Raw genomic sequence first — 16458 nt, 5'->3', positions numbered from 1 at the left:
GCATGGCCGCGAAGTGGATCGAAGCGATCACCGGATCACTCGAAGAGAAGAAGCAGTACAAGCAGGCGCAGGCCCGCATCAACGCCCTCCCCGAACCGTACCGGGAGATGGCGAAGGCCCAGCAGCGCTACAACCTCTACTACGGGGGCCTCACCGACGGCGACACCATCGTGAAGATGTTCCTCGACATCGCCGACATGTGGGAGCGCGCCGCGATCGACGGCACCCCGGTCAGCGCGATCGTCGGCGACGACCCGGTCGAGTTCGCCGAGAACTACGCCGCGGCGTACGGCGGTCGCCAGTGGATCGACAAGGAGCGCGCACGCCTCATCAAGGCGTTCGACGACGCGAAGAAGAAGGAGGAGGAATCATGACGACGCCTGCGATCTCCGTCCGCGGCATCGAGAAGTCGTACAAGGACCTGCACGTGCTGCGCGGCGTCGACTTCGAGGCGGAGCGGGGATCGATCTTCGCCCTCCTCGGGTCGAACGGCGCAGGCAAGACCACGATGGTCCGGATCCTCTCCACGCTGCTGAAGGCGGATGCCGGCGCCGCGTCGGTGCAGGGCATCGACGTCGCGGCGGACCCCCTCGGCGTGCGGGAGAGGATCAGCCTCACCGGGCAGTTCGCCGCGGTCGACGAGATCCTCACCGGACGCGAGAACCTCGTGCTCGTCGCGAAGCTGCGGCACCTGGCCGACCCGGGTGCGGTGGCCGACCGGCTCCTCGCACGGTTCCGGCTCACGGAGGCCGGGGGTCGCAAGGTCGGCACGTACTCCGGCGGGATGCGACGCCGGCTCGACATCGCGATGAGCCTGGTCGGCGACCCCGATGTCATCTACCTCGACGAGCCGACCACGGGCCTCGACCCCGAGTCGCGCATCGAGGTGTGGGACGTCGTGAAGGAACTCGCGAGCGGCGGCACGACCGTGCTGCTCACCACGCAGTACCTCGACGAGGCCGAGCAGCTCGCCGACCGCATCGCGATCCTGCACGAGGGCCGCATCATCGCGAACGACACCCTCGCCGGACTGAAGCGGCTCCTTCCGCCCGCGAAGGTCGAGTACGTCGAGAAGCAGCCCACCCTCGAGGAGATCTTCCTCACCCTCATCGGCCCTTCGACAGGCTCAGGGACCCACCCTTCGACGGGCTCAGGGACCCAGGTGAAGAAAGGAGATGCAGCATGACCACGCACTTCGCCGCCGACACGGCGACGCTCACCGGCCGCTCGATGCGGCACATCTTCCGCAGCCCCGACACGATCATCACCACCGCGGTCACCCCGATCGCCCTGATGCTCCTGTTCGTGTACGTCTTCGGCGGCGCGCTCCAGCAGAGCACCGGCGCCGAGAACTACGTGAACTACCTGCTGCCGGGCATCCTGCTCATCGCGATCGCGTCGGGCATCGCCTACACGGCGTTCCGGCTGTTCACCGATATGCAGAGCGGCATCTTCGAGCGGTTCCACTCCATGCCGATCGCCCGGTCGAGCGTCTTGTGGGCCCACGTGCTCACGTCCCTCACGGCGAACGCGATCACCCTCGCGATCATCTTCGGGGTCGGGTTCCTGATGGGCTTCCGCACCGGGGCGAGCGTCTGGGCCTGGCTCGGAGTGATCGGCATCCTGATGCTGTTCACCCTGGCGCTCACCTGGCTGGCGATCATCGCGGGCCTGAACGCCAAGACCGTCGACGGGGCCAGCGCCTTCTCGTATCCGCTGATCTTCCTCCCGTTCATCAGCTCGGCGTTCGTACCGACCGACACCATGCCGGCTCCGGTGCAGTGGTTCGCGGAGAACCAGCCGGTGACCTCGATCGTCAACTCCATCCAGGCGTTGTTCGCGGGGGAGCCGGTCGGGTCCGACATCTGGGTCGCGCTCGCCTGGTGCGTCGGGATCCTCGTGGTCGCCTACGTCTTCGCGATCATCTCCTACCGGAAGAAGGTCAGCTGATCGACGTCCAGCGAGACGGAACGCTCCGACCGGGGACTCTCCCCGGCCGGGGCGTTTCGCCGCGCTCGGCGCGTGTTCTCCCGGCCGCGTTCCGTCGCGTCGGGTTGCGTCAGGTCGCAGATTCTCGCTGAGGTCGCAGCTTCGCCCGGAATCCGTGCGACCTCGTGCGGATCTGCGACCTCAGCGAAGCCCGACCGGACCGAGCACCACACGGCGACCCGTCCGGACCCAGATCGCGCCGTCGGCACGGTGCTCGGCGCGGGTCGTGAAGCGGTAGCGGTAGGACACGGCTCGCACCCACCGCGGCCGCTCGCCGTGGAAGGGGTCGACGCGCAGCATCCGCAGCGTCGGGGCATCCGCCTCCAGCAGCCGCACGAGGAACACGGAGAACCAGTCGTCCAGCGAGTGCCCGAGCGGCAGGAACCACATCAGCCAGTCCAGCCGCAGATGATACGGAGCGAACTGCCGCGGGATCCGCCGCACGTCCCCCGGCTTCCCCCGGAACTCGTACTCCCGCCAGTGCCGGCCCTCCTCGTCGTCCGACCCCTCGACGACGATCTCGACCCGCTCCCGCGTGACCGTGCCGAAGGCTCCGTAGGCGTTGGCGAGCTGCCAGCGGTTGAAGCTCGCGTTCATGAGCTGCCGTCGCGCGAAGAGGTTGCGCACCGCGGGCACGCTCAGCACGACGAAGAGCACCCCGACCGCCGAGGTCGCCACGACCCACCACAGCGGCATGCCCGACACCGTCCACGGCAGCGAGGTCTCCGGCGTCCGCTCCGGAGTCCCGATGCCGGGGAGGCCGATCGCGGAGAACCCGAGCACGATCGTGGCCCAGTTCAGCCACGCGAAGTTCCCGGTGAGCACGAGCCACAGCTGCGTCGCGATCACGATCCCCCCGGCGACGGCACCGACGATCTGCGGCACCGGACCAGGGAGCCAGAGGGACAGGATCGGCGCGAAGAGGAGGAACGGCACGACGAGCTGCGCGATGTGGTTGCCGACGACCTCGAGCTTGTGGAACCACCGCGGGAGCAGATGCGCCTGGCGGCTCAGCGGCCCGGGCATCGGCTGCGTCTCGTGGTGGAAGGTCATCGCAGTGAGATCGCGCCACTCGCGTCCGCCGCGGATCTTGATCATCCCGGCGCCGAACTCCAGCCGGAACAGCAGCCACCAGAACAGCACGATCACGACCGTCGGCGGCGGCTGGTCGTTCGAGCCGAGGAACGCCGCGAGGAACCCGGCCTCCAGCAGCAGCATCTCCCACCCGAACGAGTAGAACGTCTGCCCCACGCTCACCACCGACATGTAGCCGAACCACAGGGCGAGGAACGCGAGCATCGGCACCCACGGCGGTCCGAGCTGGGGAACCCCGACGACGAGCAGCGCGGCGACGACGATCCCCGCCCAGGACAGGGCCACCAGGCGCCGGTCCGTGTAGCGGACGCGGGTGAAGAGCGTGGGGTGCAGCAGCTTCCGGCGCTCGCGCTTCTGCGTCACCCAGTCGAGCAGCACGGGCGCGGGCAGGAGCCCGTGCTCGCCGAGGAGCGGACGGAACTGGTTCAGCGTCGAGACGAACGCGACGAGGTACAGCGCCGCGATGCCCCGCTGCAGGACTTCGCGGGCGAACCCGAAGTCGACCGCTGCGAACCCGTCCACGGCCACAGGCTACGCCGCGGCCGCCCGTCCCATGAGGGGGTTGCGCGGAGCGCGGCTCAGTTCTGCATCGCGATCTGCTGGCCCTTCACGAGCGGATACGCCGCGAGCTCGGAGCCGTCGAGGTCCTCCTTGTGCATGTCCACACCCGTGATCTGGCTGTTCTCGTAGGTCGTGTAGTAGTACACGCCCGTGGCGGTGTTGGCGCACGACGAGTAGATCGTGATCTCGTACTTGTCCTCGTCGCCGACCTGCACGCACCCGCGCTGCTGGGCGACCGAGCCGAGGATCTGGAAGAACTGGCTGATCGACTCCGACTCCGACGTCCCGCACACCGAGTTCATGCGCGTGAACACCGCCTTCACGAATCGCGACGACGACGACAGGTCGCCCGGCAGCCCGATCCCGCCCATGCCCCGGCTGTAGAGATCCATCGGCACGTCCGAGGCGAACGTGTTCTCCGGCTGCCGCTTCGAGAGGTGCTGATAGTCGTTGAGTCGGAAGCTCTGGATGTCGAACGTGGGATTGTTCGTGAGCACGCCCCACGGGTTGTCATACACCCTGAGGCCGCCGCGCACGCTCTCGACCGTGATCGACGCGCTCTTGTCGGCGATGATCCAGTGCAGCGGCGACAGCGGGAACTCCGGGCTGAAGTTGATGTCCACGAGACTCACCGACCGCAGGGCTTCCTTCACCTCGGCCACGGTCTCGAACTGTCCGAGAACCCAGGGGATGAACTCGAACGGCGTGACCTCGGTGTCCCCCGACCCCGGTGCCGGATAGTGCGCGTTGTCCGGGAAGTTGAGCCCGGCCATGCCGAGCCCCTTCTCGTTGACGGCGTCGTAGTAGAGCGGGTAGCCGTCGGCGATCGTGGCGATCCCGATGATCGCGTGATGCGTCGGCAACGACGGCAGCCGGTGGAACGGGAACGGGAAGTTCCGCGGCGTGACGGTCACCGTCTCGTTGTAGGAGAACTCCAGATCGAGGTTCCTCCCGAAGTAGTGGTCGGCGGTCGTGAAGCTCAGTCCTGTGCACATCGGTCTCTTCCCCCCTCCGCGACCCGGGCGGGTCGGCGAGTGCGGGCCATGCTTCCACCTTCCGGGCGTGAGCATAAGGGGGGCTCACCCACGACGAAGGAGGGCCTCCCGCTGTGGGAGACCCTCCTTCGAGACGTGCGACGGGTGTCAGATCTCGCTACCGGCTCCTCCCGACGACCGGACGATAGCTCCGATCCACAATGCGACGTTCACTCCCGCGACGATGCAGAGGATCAGCGGCACCCACCCCGCAGCACTCGCTCCATCGACGAAGACCAGCAGAGCGAGGAGGGCGACTTCTGAGAGCATGAGCCCCCACAGCGTTACGTGCACCACTCGTATATGGCGAAGGTCGGTCGACATCAAGGCGCCCGTGGACAAAACCATCAGCGCCGCTAACAACATATTGGTCATGGTTTTCTCCACCGCAGGAGACCCTTTCACGCTAATTGGGCACGCAGAAGTAGCCGGACCGCATCACCGTAGGGGCGAAGGGCAGAACTCCAGTCACCCAGGTGTGCCCTACCCAAACACCACGGCTCTTGATGTTGCAGACGTTAAGGAGTGCCGCACCGAAGCCAAGGAGCGCGCCTGCCAAGGATGTGACGTTAACCGCCACCGTGATGGTGATCGACGACCTGGACGAGCTTGCTGCCGGAGACTTCGTAGTGCGTCGCGATGCGCTGGCCTCTCGCATCCGTAGCCCACGGTGTGCCAATCCTTCCGATCATTGCGGTGAGTACCTCAGTGCCGTCGTCCACGGCAGTTCTGCTCAATGAAGCCGAGCCGTCCTCGTTGATCGCGATATCCACATCGTCGGGCAGCGCATACGACAAGCGTCCGGGCGCATCCGGGCCGGTGATGACCGTGCTAATGCGCAAACCACCCTCAAGTGCCTGAATCACCCCGGTCACCTCTGACCCCTCGCCCACCGCGCTCCCGTCCTGTGCAACGGACACCTCAGCGCTTTGAACCTGCTCAGGCAGACCGATCGTGAGGCCCGTCAGCTCCCCTCCCCACGTACCGGCCGGCGAGATTTCAATCGGGTCCGAGAAGGCGCGAGGCACGGATACGGTTGCGTCCTCCCCGGCTGAGACGAGCGCTCCGTTCAGAGGCTGCAACGGCACCTGCGTCACTTCATCTGCCTGCGGATGGATCTCCGCGGCGGACGAGACGACATCCACGGCTTCCTCCGTACCGTCGCGATACCGACGCGCGGGAATCGGTTCTGTCGATTCATCAGATACCTCTTCTTGTATCGAGTTCAACATCCCGCCTGTACAGGACAGTACCCGGGCTGTCGTAGGCGCGCTGTCCCCCCTTCGGGGGACAGCGCGATCAGACCGGACGATCGGAATAGCTGAGCGCGACCATGACCGTGACCGCGAGCGAAAAGGGTCGCCCACGACGAAGGAGGGCCTCCCGCTGTGGGAGACCCTCCTTCGAGACGTGCGACGGGTGTCAGCTGGTGACGGTCCAGTCGAACTGGTCGCCGTACTCCTCGAGCCACGCGTCGACCGCGTCGGCTTCCTTGCCCTCGCCGTACTCGTTGACCACGAGGTCTTCGAGCGCGCCGTACTGCTCGTCGTCCAGCTTGATCTTCTTGATCAGCTCGGCCGCCTCGGGGAACTCGTCCGCGAAGCCCGTGGTGCCCAGGAAGTGCAGGCCCTCGGCCTCGCCCATGGCACCCTTCGGGTCCTCGAGGTCCTTCACGGGGAAGGCGTCGTTCGCCCAGAACGGACGCCACAGCGTGACGACGATGTCCTCCTTCTTGTCGGTCGCGGTCTTCAGCTCGGTGAGCATCGCCGCGGTCGACGAGGTGACGAGCTCGTACTCGCCGTCGAGGCCGTACTCGGGCATCATCTTCTGGGTCTGGGCGGTCAGGCCCGCACCCGGCTCGATGCCGTAGATCTTGCCGTCGAAGTCGGCGCCCTTGCCCGCGAGGTCCTCGATCGAGGTGAGCTCGGAGTACTCCGGCACCGCGAGGGTCAGCTTGGCGTTCTTGTAGTACGTGCCGAGGTCTTCGATGTCGTCGCCGTAGGTGTCCATGTAGGAGGCGTGGGTGAGTTCCGGCCACGCCGACGGGTACATGTCGACGTCGCCCTGCGCGAGTCCGGTGTAGAGCGGGCCGGCCTCGGTGAGCGTCTTCATCTCGACCGTGTAGCCGATCTTCTCGAGCTGGTCCTGCAGGAGGTAGGCGGTGCTGAGGCCGTCGGTCCAGGAGGGCAGGAACCCGAGGGTGATGGTGCCCTTGTCCTCGGCACCGTCGCCGCCGCCGCTCGTGCCGCCGGCGCCGTCGCCGCTGCATCCGGCGAGGGTGAGCGCTGCGGCTGCACCGAGGGCGGTGATGGTCAGGATCTTCTTCTTCATGTGACTCTCTCTCTTGCGTTCCGTATGTGATTCAGGAGGTGCGGACGAGGCCGCGGGACAGCTGTGCCGGGATCGAAACCGTGCCGGGAGCCGCGCCCCGGCGCCCGTTTTCCATCCCGCACCGGACGAAAGGGGGTGGGGGACGGAAACGGGGGCGCGGGAGAGGGGCGCTCAGGCGCGGGCGAGCTCGGACTCGGTCGGGGCGGAATCGGCGGGCGCGGAGGCTGCGGGCTCCGACGCCACGGGGGCAGAAGGCCGGGACGAACCGCGATGCTTCAGCATGCCGAGGAGCGAGGAGCGGTTCTCGCCGGGCGCGCCCAGTGCGGCGGTCACCCGGTCGAGGAACACGGCGATGAGCACGACGCCCAGTCCCGCCTCGACGCCCTTGGGGATGTTGATCGTCGAGATCGCCTCGACGACCATCTTCCCGAGCCCGTCGGCTCCGGCCATACCGGCGATGACCGCCATCGACAGCGCGAGCATGATGACCTGGTTCACGCCGGCCATGATGGTCGGCATCGCGAGCGGCAGCTGGATCCCGCGGAGGATCTGACTCGGCGTCGCTCCGAAGGCGTGTCCGGCCTCGACGGTCTCGGCGTCGACACCGCGGATGCCCAGCTCGGTCAGGCGCACGCCGGGAGGCAGCGCGAAGATCACGGTGGCGACGAGTCCGGGCACCACACCGATGCCGAAGAACACGATCGCCGGGATCAGGTACACGAAGGCCGGCATGGTCTGCATGAAGTCGAGCACCGGCTTCAACGTCGCGCGCACCGTCGCATTGCGCGCCGACCAGATGCCCAGTGGCACCGCGATCAGCACGGCCACGACGGCGGCGACGAGGACCAGCGCGAGCGTCTGCATCGCCGGGACCCAGAGGTCCATGGCGACGATGAGCCCGAACGACAGGATCGTGCCGATCGCGAGCTGCCACGACCGCACGACCCAGGCGATCAGCGCGGCGATCACGATGATGACCGCGAAGTGCGGGGTGAGGAGCAGGCGGGTCAGGCCGTCGACCAGGAAGCTCACCACGAACGAGACCGCGTCGAGCAGGCCGTCGAGGTTGGCGGTGATCCAGTCGACGCCGGCGGCGACCCAGTCGCCCACAGGAATGCGGAAACCGTCCATCAGCGCACCTCCTCCGTGTCGACCTGGGCCTCTGAGCCGAACCCACCCTGGGTCCCTGAGCTCGTCGAAGGGCCGGGCTCGGCCGTCCATCCGTCGTCGAGCACGGCGTCGATCTCAGCCTGGGGCATGGGGGTCATCGGCAGCAGGATCTCCTCGGTCGCTCCGGGCCCGGGACCGAGCGCCGCGAGCAGGGTGACGCGCGGGATCACGCCCGCGAGGCGGCCGTCGGCATCCGTCACCGCGAGGGGCAGCGGCGACTCGACGGCGGGGACGAACAGGTTCATGAGGACGTCGTCCTCGCGGACGCTCTGCAGCACCGGCTTGATGATCGAGTCGAGGCGCGTGGCGCCCTGACGGACGAGCTTCACGGCATCGCGGTCGGTGACGACGCCGACCAGCTGGCGATCCTTGCCGACCACGTAGGTCGCCGACATGTAGGCGTCCCGCATCTGGCGGAGCGCGGTGCGGGGACCGGCCGACTCGGCGACGACGGGGCGCGGACGCTCCATGACGTTCGCGGCGGTGAGCACGCGCGCGCGGTCGACGTCCTGCACGAACTGCTCGACGTAGTCGTTCGCCGGGTCCATGAGGATGTCCTCCGGCGTGCCGATCTGCACGATGCGCCCGTCGCGCATGACGGCGATGCGGTCGCCGAGGAACATGGCCTCGTTGAGGTCGTGCGTGATGAAGACGATGGTCTTCTGGAGCTTCTGCTGCAGCTCCAGGAGCTGCTCCTGCATCTCGCGGCGGATCAGCGGGTCGAGCGCGCTGAAGGCCTCGTCCATGAGCAGGATGTCGCTGTCGGCGGCCAGGGCGCGGGCGATGCCGACGCGCTGCTGCATACCGCCGGACAGCTCGGAGGGCAGCTTGTCGCCCTGGCCCTCGAGTCCGACGAGGGCGAGGATCTCCTCGGCCTTGGCCTGGCGCTCGGCCTTGCCGACCCCCTTGAGCTCGAGCGGGTAGGCGACGTTCGCGGCGACCGTGCGGTGCGGCAGCAGCGCGAAGTGCTGGAACACCATCGAGATGCGGTCGCGGCGGATCTCGCGCAGGCGCGCGGCCGGGATCCCCGTGATCGGGTCGCCGCCCACTGTGACGGTGCCGGCGGTGATGTCGTGCAGGCCGTTCAGCATGCGGATGATGGTCGACTTGCCCGATCCGGACAGGCCCATGATGACGAAGATCTCACCGCGGTTGACGGTGAAGCTGGCGTCGATGACCGCGGCGGTCCCCGCGTCGGCGACGGCCGTGCGGCTCTCCCCGGCCTTCAGTCGGCGGACGGCGGCGCTCGGATTCCTCCCGAACACCTTGTACAGATGGCGCGCTTCGAGTGCTGTTTCGGACACGTTTCCCCTGCGGCTCGGCCTTCGGGTGGCTGAGCCTGCTTCGGTTACGCCCGGGTGATCCTCACGAGGCCGTTCGACGTCTTCGCTGTGGCGGCACAGGCGGCGGATTTCGGATCCGCCGCAGAGGGGATCGACCGTACGCCCACGCCTCTTCGCCGCACAGCTCATCGAAGGAAGGACGTGACCGCGGACTGGTCTATGGGCCGTCAGGCCCGCTGACCAACGTAACGAAATGGCCGGTCAGCGGCAAATCCTGCTCTGGAGCCGTGCCCGGGTTTCCGCCGCTGACCGGGGGATAGTACGAGCGTCTAGCAATCTCGGCGCGCCGCGCTCACGGCCGCCGGACGGTGCGGGTCACGGTGAACTTCGGGGTGCGTCGGAGCTGGTCGGTGGGGCCGATCAGACGGCTCAGTTCGGCCCGGTAGCCGAGACTCGAGTTGTACACCGTGAACAGCTCCCCCTGCGGCCGGAGCAGACGCGCGGCGGCCTCGAACAGGCGGGTCGCGGCGCCGGTGTGCACGCTGGCGCCGAGGTGGAACGGCGGATTCAAGAGCACCGTGTCGAAGCTCCCCGCGGCGAGCGCCGAACCCGCGTCGTCGTGCGTGACCTCGACCCGGTCGGCCACGCCGTTCGCCGACGCGGTGGCACGGGCGGAGGCGACGGCGGCGGCCGAGCGGTCTGTGGCGACGACGCGGTCCCGCGGGTGGGCGAGCGCCCAGGACACGGCGAGCGCTCCGGTCCCGCAGCCGAGGTCGAGCACGCGGCGTCCGCCGTTCACAACTCCGGAAGAACGGCTGCTCTCGCCGCCGTTCCGCTCGTTCTCGGCGCGTGTCACCTCTGTTCTCCTGAGTTGTGAACCGCCCAGGTCGAGCACCTCGAGCAGGACCCGGGTGCCGATATCGAGGCGGGACCCGGCGAAGGCGCCGCCGTGGGCCACGAGGACGAGGTCGCCGTGCCGCGCGGTGACCGGGAACGGCGGCGACTCGGGCACCGGGAGCGGCTCGGAGGCGACGAGCAGCCGCGACTTCCGCTCGGCGCGCTGCGCCTGTACCCGGGCGAAGCTCCGCCCCAGTACCTCGTTCTGCGCCAGAGTCATGTGCTTCACCCGACCGCCTGCGACGAGCACCACGTCAGGCGCAGCCCACCGGGCGACCGCATCCGCGATCTCCTCCAGTTCGGCGAGGGCCTTCGGGAGCTGCAGCAGCACGAGGCGCGCACCAGCGAGCAGGCTCTCGTCGAGTTCATGCGGGGTGAACCCGCCGATCCCGAGTTCCTCGGCGTTGCGGGCGAGCGCGCGGCGTCCGGTCGCGAGGTCCTGGTGCACACGGATCCCGCGCCGCCCGGCCGCCGTGAGAGCGAGCGTGATCGCGCCGTACTCGTCTCCTATCACGACCGTCTCGGACCCTGGCACGTCGAGGGCGAGCGCCCGTTCCACGAGCAGCAGATCGGTCGCATCGTGGGCCTGGAGGTTGTCCGCCTCGACGTCGGGCCAGCGACGCAGGCGACTGTAGGGGAACTCCGGCACCAGCCCACTGTACGCGGCCCGCCTCACCCCCTCCCCGTGCACAACTTCGGAGCTGACGATCGGCGCGCCGCCCGGACCGCCCGTCAGGCGGCGTGTCGACAGAGATCTCCGAAGCTGTGCCTGCCCGCGAAGGAGAGGGTTGACACGGAACCGGGTCCCATGGTTACTTAGTCAAGTAAGTAACCCAGCAACCACGGAGGACTCGTGATCGAAGAAGGCAAGCCGCTCTTCCTCCAGATCGCTGAGCAGATCGAGGACTCCATCCTCGACGGCTCGCTGGCCGAGGAGGCGCAGGCCCCTTCGACGAACGAGCTCGCCGCGTTCTACCGCATCAACCCCGCCACCGCTGCGAAGGGAGTCGCCATGCTCACCGACAAGGGAGTGCTCCACAAGCGCCGAGGCATCGGCATGTTCGTCTCGGAAGGCGCCAGGGAACTGCTCCTCGGCGAGCGCCGCGCGGCCTTCGCCGACCGCTACATCGACCCGCTCCTCGCGGAGGCCCGCACGCTGGGTCTCGGCGCGGAAGACCTCGCGGACCTGCTCCGGCAGCGCGCCGCATCCGCCCCCACCCCAGAAGGGAAGAACCCCGCATGACCGCCGTCATCGAGGTGCAGAACCTCACCAAGCGCTACAAGGAGAAGAGGGCGCTCGACAACGTGTCGCTCTCGCTCGAGGGAGGCTCGATCTACGGGCTCCTCGGCCGCAACGGTGCCGGGAAGACGACACTCATGTCGATCCTCACGGCGCAGAACTTCGAGTCCTCCGGCACTGTGAAGGTGTTCGGCGAGCACCCGTACGAGAACGCCCACGTGCTCGGCCGGATCTGCTTCGTCCGGGAGAGCCAGAAGTACCCGGACGACGCGACCCCGCGGCACGCGTTCGCCGCCGCGCGCCTGTTCTTCCCGCACTGGGACCAGGACCTCGCGGACGAGCTCATCGCGGAGTTCCAGCTGCCGACGAAGCAGACCATCAAGAAGCTCTCCCGCGGGCAGCTCTCCGCGGTCGGCGTCATCATCGGCCTGGCCTCCCGCGCCGAGATCACGTTCTTCGACGAGCCCTACCTGGGGCTCGACGCCGTCGCCCGACAGATCTTCTACGACCGGCTCGTGGAGGACTACGCGGAGCACCCGCGCACGATCATCCTCTCCTCGCACCTGATCGACGAGGTCGCGAACCTCATCGAGAAGGTCATCGTGATCGACAACGGCCAGATCCTCCTGAACGAGGACACCGATGCCGTCCGCGACCGCGCCGTGACCGTCGTCGGCGACGCCACCAAGGTCGACGCCTGGACCGCCGGCCGCGAGGTGCTGCACCGGGATGAGCTCGGCCGCGTCGCCTCGGTCACCGTGCTCGGTACCCTCACCGCCGACGACCGCGCCGACGTGCGGGCCGCGGGTCTCGACCTCGCCCCCGTCTCGCTGCAGCAGCTCATCGTCCGCCTCACCCAGAAGGCCGAGAGCCGCGGCGCCACGAGAGCCGATGCCACCACGGAAGGAGTCCGCTGATGCGACGCACACTCAACGTCATCCGGCTGCAGCTCATCAACCGGCAGACCTTCGTCTGGGTCCCCCTGATCATCCTCGGCTCCGCCGTCGTGATCTCGGTCCTCATCTACGCGATGATCCCGGGCGATGCCCCCAAATACGGCGGAGGCGGCCAGGCGCCGCTGTGGTACTTCTTCGCGATCGGTCTGTCGGCCATGACGCTGACCTTCCCGTTCTCGCAGGCCATGAGCGTCACCCGGCGCGAGTTCTTCATCGGGACGCTGCTGACCGCGATCCTCGGGAGCGCACTGCTCGGGGTGCTGTTCCTCCTGGGCGGTGCGATCGAGCTCGCCACCAACGGCTACGGCGTGAACGGCTGGGTCTTCCACCTGCCGTGGCTGTGGGAGGCCGGCCCGCTCGGCGCCTTCGTCGTCTACTTCACGCTCGCCCTATTCTTCTTCGTGGTCGGGTTCACCGGCGCGACCATCTACAAGAGCTGGGGTCCGATGGTCCTCACCATCGTCGGCGTCGCCCTGGCGCTCCTCCTCGTGGGGGTCGTGTTCCTGGTGACACGGCTCGAGCTGTGGGGCGACGTGTGGCTCGGCATCCTCGACCTCGGCGCCGTGGGCCTCGCGCTCTGGGGGCTCGTGGTCGTGGCCGTCCTCAGCGTCATCTCGTTCCTCGCGTTCCGTCGGGCCACGCCCTGACGTGAGGATCCGAATCCGCGGATGCCGCGGCTGCGCACCCCGCGCGGTCGCGGCATCCGCGTCCTACCGCCTCTACCCGGCGGCCCGAGCCGGGGCAACCCGGTGGCCGCAGGCGGCCCTCGGCCCTATCCTCGCCAGAGAGGACCACCCGACCGCCGCGAGGAGAGGATGACGTGACGCCTGACCTTTCGCGCCTGCGCGTCCGCGAGCGCCGCTCGTACCTCGCCCGCACCATTCGCGAGGCGGTCCGCCCCGCCCGCCTGCTCCTCGTCGTCAAGACCGCGCTCGCCGTCGGGCTCGCGTGGACCATCGCGCCGCACATGCCGGGAGTCACCGACGAGTACCCGTACTACGCACCCCTCGGCGCGCTCGTGAGCATGTATCCGACGCTCATGGGGTCCATGCGGTCGAGCCTGCAGACCCTGTTCGGCCTGGCCACCGGTATCGGTCTGGCTGCGGTGATCGTGCTCACCGTCGGACCGACGTGGTGGACGATCCCCCTCGTCGTCGGCCTCGGCGTCCTCGTCTCCGGCACCGGCTGGTTCGGCGTCGGTAAGGAGTACGTCCCGATGGCGGCGCTGTTCGTGCTCATCATCGGCGGTCAGAACGCGGACGACTACTCCGTCGGCTACCTGGCCCAGATGGGGGTCGGAGTCGTGATCGGCCTGGTGGTGAACCTTCTCTTCGCGCCCGCACCGCTCATCGGGTCGGCAGAGGCGCGGGTGGACGAGTTCCGCCGACAGCTCGCGGGACACCTGCACGACATCGGCTCCGCGGTCTCCGAATCTTGGCCGCCGGAGACCGCGCAGTGGGCGGACGATGCCGCCGCGCTCGCCGAGACCACTGCCGACCTCCGTGCGGCCCTGGCCGAAGCCGACGAGAGCGTGCGCTACAACCCCCGAGCGCGCCGTCGGCACGCGGGAACCGCCCACATCCACGAGCAGCTCTCCACCCTGGACCGGATCGCGCACCTCATCCGCGACATCGCCGACGCCACGGCCGACACGATCTGGGAGCGCCCCGCCGGCATGCCCCTCGACCCCGCGCTGCCCGAGCCGTTGTCCGCGGCCTGCCACGCCGTCGCCGACGTCATCGCCGAGGACGACCCCGCCTCGAGCGCGGCGCACCGCCGTCGCGGCGAGGCGGCGCGGGCGATCCGGCTCCTGCTGGAGCGCGTCGACGACCGCACGTTCGACGTCCGCAGTTCGATGGGACCGGGCGTGCTGACGGCGATGCACCTCCGCCGCATCCTCATCCTCAGCGGCGAGCGCCCCGACGACGACGACGAGTGACTCAGATGGTGTCGTCGGCGACGACGATGTCCATCTGCCAGTAACGGCCGGTCGGGTCGGTGTCGTCGTGCGCGGCGTCGGCGGCGGAGAGCACGTCGTTGATGTTGTGCATCACGTCGTCGAACTCGGCCTCCGTGAGGCGGATGGTGCGCTGCACGAATGACGCGTGCACCTCGGCCGTGCGGCCGGAGACGTACTCCGGCGTCCAGGCCATCACCCGCCGCACGAGGTCCTGGTGGTCTTCGGCGAGCGCCGCCACGACGGCCCCGCCGAGCGCCTCGTCGGGCACGGGGTTCTCCGGACCGCCGACGTTGAGGGCCCCTTTGCGGCCCGTCCACACGCGGTCGCGGCGGTCTCTGGCCTGCTCCGGCGCCTCCTCGATGAGCCCCGCCTCGGCGAGCACTCGCAGGTGGAAGCTGGCGCTGTTGGCGGGCACATCGAGCTCGCCCGCGATGTCCGCCGCGCGCAGGAATCCCCGCCGGGCGATGAGACGCAGGATCTGCCGGCGCAACGGGTGCGAGTAGGCCTTGAGCATGGCCGACGTCATGAAGGCGGCGTCCTCCCGGGAGGTCGTTTCCGCGTCGTCGGCCATTCCCCGATCCTAGTCACGCATTTCCGCACGAATAGTTGCGCAATTAGTCTTGCGCAACTATCGTCGAGCCATGACGATGACGCCCGCCCCCCACCGCCTGTCGCGGAACACGCGTTACCTCACCTGGCTCATCAGCGACACGAGCAAAGGCCTGGCGTCTGCCCTGTTCGGATTCGCCGTGCCGCTGCTCGCGCTGATCATCACGAACGACCCCGCGCAGGCCGGCGTCATCGCAGGTGCGGGCATGGTGGCCCGCCTGCTGCTCACGCTGGTCGGCGGCATCCTGGCGGACCGGCACCGGCGCATCGTGCTCATGCTCGTCGGCTCGATCCTGGGGATCGTGATGGCCGGAGCCTTCACGCTCCTCGCTCTCGGCGGCGCTCTCACCTTCGCGACCCTCCTCGTGATCGACGTGCTGTTGGCCGCACGGAGCGGCCTCTTCGACGTCGCCGGCGAGAGCGCATTGAAGGAGATCGTCCCGGACGACGCGATGGGGCGGGCGCAGGCCGCGAACCAGGGGCGCGACGCCGCCCTCCAGCTCGCGGGCGGACCCCTGGGCGGGCTGTTGCTCGGCGTGGGCGGCTGGCTCGTCGGTGCCGTCATGACCCTTTGCCACCTCGTCGCGGCCGTGACCGCCGGGTTGCTCGGCCGTCAGACCAGGCGAGCGGGCATCGCCGACACCGGTGCCGAGGAGGACGCGGACCTCGACGCGCCCACCACCCGCCCGAACGCCTGGCGGGAGTTCCGGGAGGGATTCGGCTGGCTGCTGTCCCGCCCCGACCTCGGCGGCGTCATGCTCATCATGACGATCATCAACCTCGGCTTCAACGCCGCGATCACCACCGTCGTCTACGCCCTGCAGCAGGCGGGGCACTCCGAACTGCTCATCGGCACGGTCAGCGCGGCGATCGGCGCCGTGATGCTCGTCGGCGCGGTCGTCGCCCCGTTCCTCGTGCCCCGGATCCCGGCGGGGGTGCTGACGATCGGCGGACTCACGGTCGTCGCCCTCTGCGCCGTGGTGCTGTCGTTCGTGTCCGCGCCGTGGGCCGTCGCGGTCGTCCTCGGTGCCTCGGTGCTCCTCCTCCCCGCCCTGAACGCGGGGATGATGGGCTACTTCATGGTGGCCACGCCCTCCCGACTGCTGGGGCGCGCGAACAGCGCCATCGGCGTGCTTGCGATGGGAGCCATGCCGCTCGCCCCCCTCATCGCCGGCTTCGGCCTCGCGTGGGCGGGACGCCAGGGCACCATCCTGATCTGCGCAGCCCTGTGCGTGCTGGCCGCCGCCCTCGCGATCGGGAATCGCGCCCTCCGCAGCCTCCCCGTCGAGTCTCGGTGGGCCGCGCACGCCGCCCAGTACGAGGCGGGCTGAGG

The 16458-nt window shown here is 68.8% G+C and carries 17 protein-coding genes; 8 read left to right on the top strand and 9 right to left on the bottom strand.

The features are described from left to right. Positions 1-2: 2 nt before the first annotated feature. Genes RI211_RS00685 through RI211_RS00675 form a run of 3 tightly spaced genes read left to right on the top strand, consistent with a single transcriptional unit; the run spans position 3 to position 1950 of the window. Positions 3-374 carry a DUF1048 domain-containing protein gene (locus tag RI211_RS00685; RefSeq protein ID WP_187662897.1) on the top strand — a complete coding sequence of 124 codons (372 nt, stop codon included), beginning with the start codon at positions 3-5 and terminating at the stop codon, positions 372-374. Next, a complete protein-coding gene (locus RI211_RS00680; protein ID WP_315638297.1) occupies positions 371-1186 on the top strand; it encodes an ABC transporter ATP-binding protein in 816 nt (271 codons plus the stop codon). The genes RI211_RS00685 and RI211_RS00680 overlap by 4 nt, the downstream gene beginning before the upstream one ends. Then, positions 1183-1950 (top strand): ABC transporter permease, encoded by a 768-nt coding sequence (locus tag RI211_RS00675; RefSeq protein ID WP_101847789.1) that lies wholly within the window; start codon positions 1183-1185, stop codon positions 1948-1950. Before RI211_RS00680 ends, RI211_RS00675 begins: the two co-directional genes overlap by 4 nt. A 180-nt stretch (positions 1951-2130) precedes the next feature. Here the strand turns inward: RI211_RS00675 and RI211_RS00670 are convergent, their stop codons facing one another. The 8 genes from RI211_RS00670 to RI211_RS00635 form a co-directional block, all read right to left on the bottom strand. Then, positions 2131-3606 carry a lipase maturation factor family protein gene (locus tag RI211_RS00670; RefSeq protein WP_315638298.1) on the bottom strand — a complete coding sequence of 492 codons (1476 nt, stop codon included), beginning with the start codon at positions 3604-3606 and terminating at the stop codon, positions 2131-2133. Between the two features lie 56 nt (positions 3607-3662). Then, entirely contained in the window at positions 3663-4640 is a 978-nt protein-coding gene (bsh, locus tag RI211_RS00665) for a choloylglycine hydrolase (RefSeq protein WP_315638299.1), read from the bottom strand. A gap of 147 nt (positions 4641-4787) precedes the next feature. Beyond that, complete coding sequence (locus RI211_RS00660; RefSeq protein WP_280565816.1) at positions 4788-5066, bottom strand: hypothetical protein; 279 nt, start codon at positions 5064-5066, stop codon at positions 4788-4790. A 182-nt stretch (positions 5067-5248) separates the two neighbouring features. Continuing rightward, positions 5249-5824, bottom strand: coding sequence for a hypothetical protein (locus RI211_RS00655; protein WP_315638300.1), 576 nt, complete (start codon positions 5822-5824; stop codon positions 5249-5251). Positions 5825-6101: 277 nt separating this feature from the next. Continuing rightward, positions 6102-7010 (bottom strand): glycine betaine ABC transporter substrate-binding protein, encoded by a 909-nt coding sequence (locus RI211_RS00650; protein WP_259951737.1) that lies wholly within the window; start codon positions 7008-7010, stop codon positions 6102-6104. 171 nt (positions 7011-7181) lie between these two features. Beyond that, on the bottom strand, positions 7182-8141 hold the full coding sequence (locus RI211_RS00645) for an ABC transporter permease (protein WP_315638301.1): 960 nt from the start codon (positions 8139-8141) through the stop codon (positions 7182-7184). After that, positions 8141-9484 carry a quaternary amine ABC transporter ATP-binding protein gene (locus RI211_RS00640; protein ID WP_232089145.1) on the bottom strand — a complete coding sequence of 448 codons (1344 nt, stop codon included), beginning with the start codon at positions 9482-9484 and terminating at the stop codon, positions 8141-8143. The genes RI211_RS00645 and RI211_RS00640 overlap by 1 nt, the downstream gene beginning before the upstream one ends. Positions 9485-9815: 331 nt before the next feature. Beyond that, positions 9816-11009, bottom strand: a complete 1194-nt coding sequence (locus tag RI211_RS00635) for a class I SAM-dependent methyltransferase (protein ID WP_315638302.1) — start codon at positions 11007-11009, stop codon at positions 9816-9818. A gap of 204 nt (positions 11010-11213) precedes the next feature. On the opposite strand from RI211_RS00635, the gene RI211_RS00630 reads away from it, so the two are divergent. The 4 genes from RI211_RS00630 to RI211_RS00615 all read left to right on the top strand — a co-directional run bounded on the left by RI211_RS00630 (position 11214) and on the right by RI211_RS00615 (position 14495). Then, positions 11214-11603, top strand: coding sequence for a GntR family transcriptional regulator (locus RI211_RS00630; protein ID WP_025104181.1), 390 nt, complete (start codon positions 11214-11216; stop codon positions 11601-11603). Further along, the gene (locus RI211_RS00625; protein WP_315638303.1) at positions 11600-12517 is read left to right on the top strand and encodes an ABC transporter ATP-binding protein; all 918 of its coding nucleotides are present in this window, start codon (positions 11600-11602) and stop codon (positions 12515-12517) included. Before RI211_RS00630 ends, RI211_RS00625 begins: the two co-directional genes overlap by 4 nt. Further along, entirely contained in the window at positions 12517-13203 is a 687-nt protein-coding gene (locus RI211_RS00620; RefSeq protein ID WP_268777537.1) for a hypothetical protein, read from the top strand. The genes RI211_RS00625 and RI211_RS00620 overlap by 1 nt, the downstream gene beginning before the upstream one ends. A gap of 173 nt (positions 13204-13376) precedes the next feature. Beyond that, entirely contained in the window at positions 13377-14495 is a 1119-nt protein-coding gene (locus tag RI211_RS00615) for an FUSC family protein (RefSeq protein ID WP_259951730.1), read from the top strand. 1 nt (position 14496) lies between these two features. Here the strand turns inward: RI211_RS00615 and RI211_RS00610 are convergent, their stop codons facing one another. Then, entirely contained in the window at positions 14497-15087 is a 591-nt protein-coding gene (locus RI211_RS00610; protein ID WP_187662885.1) for an ArsR/SmtB family transcription factor, read from the bottom strand. 70 nt (positions 15088-15157) lie between these two features. On the opposite strand from RI211_RS00610, the gene RI211_RS00605 reads away from it, so the two are divergent. Next, positions 15158-16456 carry an MFS transporter gene (locus RI211_RS00605; protein WP_315638304.1) on the top strand — a complete coding sequence of 433 codons (1299 nt, stop codon included), beginning with the start codon at positions 15158-15160 and terminating at the stop codon, positions 16454-16456. Positions 16457-16458 lie beyond the last annotated feature (2 nt).

The sequence above is a fragment of the Microbacterium meiriae genome, from assembly GCF_032364335.1.
GTDB lineage: Bacteria > Actinomycetota > Actinomycetes > Actinomycetales > Microbacteriaceae > Microbacterium > Microbacterium meiriae.
Note: the sequence above shows the minus strand (reverse complement) of the source record. Positions and strands in the feature narration are given on the sequence as shown.

Excerpts from the sequence above, each read along its gene's own strand:
- bsh (WP_315638299.1), bottom strand. The coding sequence starts at position 4,640 with ATGTGCACAGGACTGAGCTTCACGACCGCCGACCACTACTTCGGGAGG.
- RI211_RS00650 (WP_259951737.1), bottom strand. The coding sequence starts at position 7,010 with ATGAAGAAGAAGATCCTGACCATCACCGCCCTCGGTGCAGCCGCAGCG.
- RI211_RS00645 (WP_315638301.1), bottom strand. The coding sequence starts at position 8,141 with ATGGACGGTTTCCGCATTCCTGTGGGCGACTGGGTCGCCGCCGGCGTC.
- RI211_RS00680 (WP_315638297.1), top strand. The coding sequence starts at position 371 with ATGACGACGCCTGCGATCTCCGTCCGCGGCATCGAGAAGTCGTACAAG.
- RI211_RS00685 (WP_187662897.1), top strand. The coding sequence starts at position 3 with ATGGCCGCGAAGTGGATCGAAGCGATCACCGGATCACTCGAAGAGAAG.
- RI211_RS00605 (WP_315638304.1), top strand. The coding sequence starts at position 15,158 with ATGACGATGACGCCCGCCCCCCACCGCCTGTCGCGGAACACGCGTTAC.
- RI211_RS00620 (WP_268777537.1), top strand. The coding sequence starts at position 12,517 with ATGCGACGCACACTCAACGTCATCCGGCTGCAGCTCATCAACCGGCAG.
- RI211_RS00675 (WP_101847789.1), top strand. The coding sequence starts at position 1,183 with ATGACCACGCACTTCGCCGCCGACACGGCGACGCTCACCGGCCGCTCG.
- RI211_RS00610 (WP_187662885.1), bottom strand. The coding sequence starts at position 15,087 with ATGGCCGACGACGCGGAAACGACCTCCCGGGAGGACGCCGCCTTCATG.
- RI211_RS00625 (WP_315638303.1), top strand. The coding sequence starts at position 11,600 with ATGACCGCCGTCATCGAGGTGCAGAACCTCACCAAGCGCTACAAGGAG.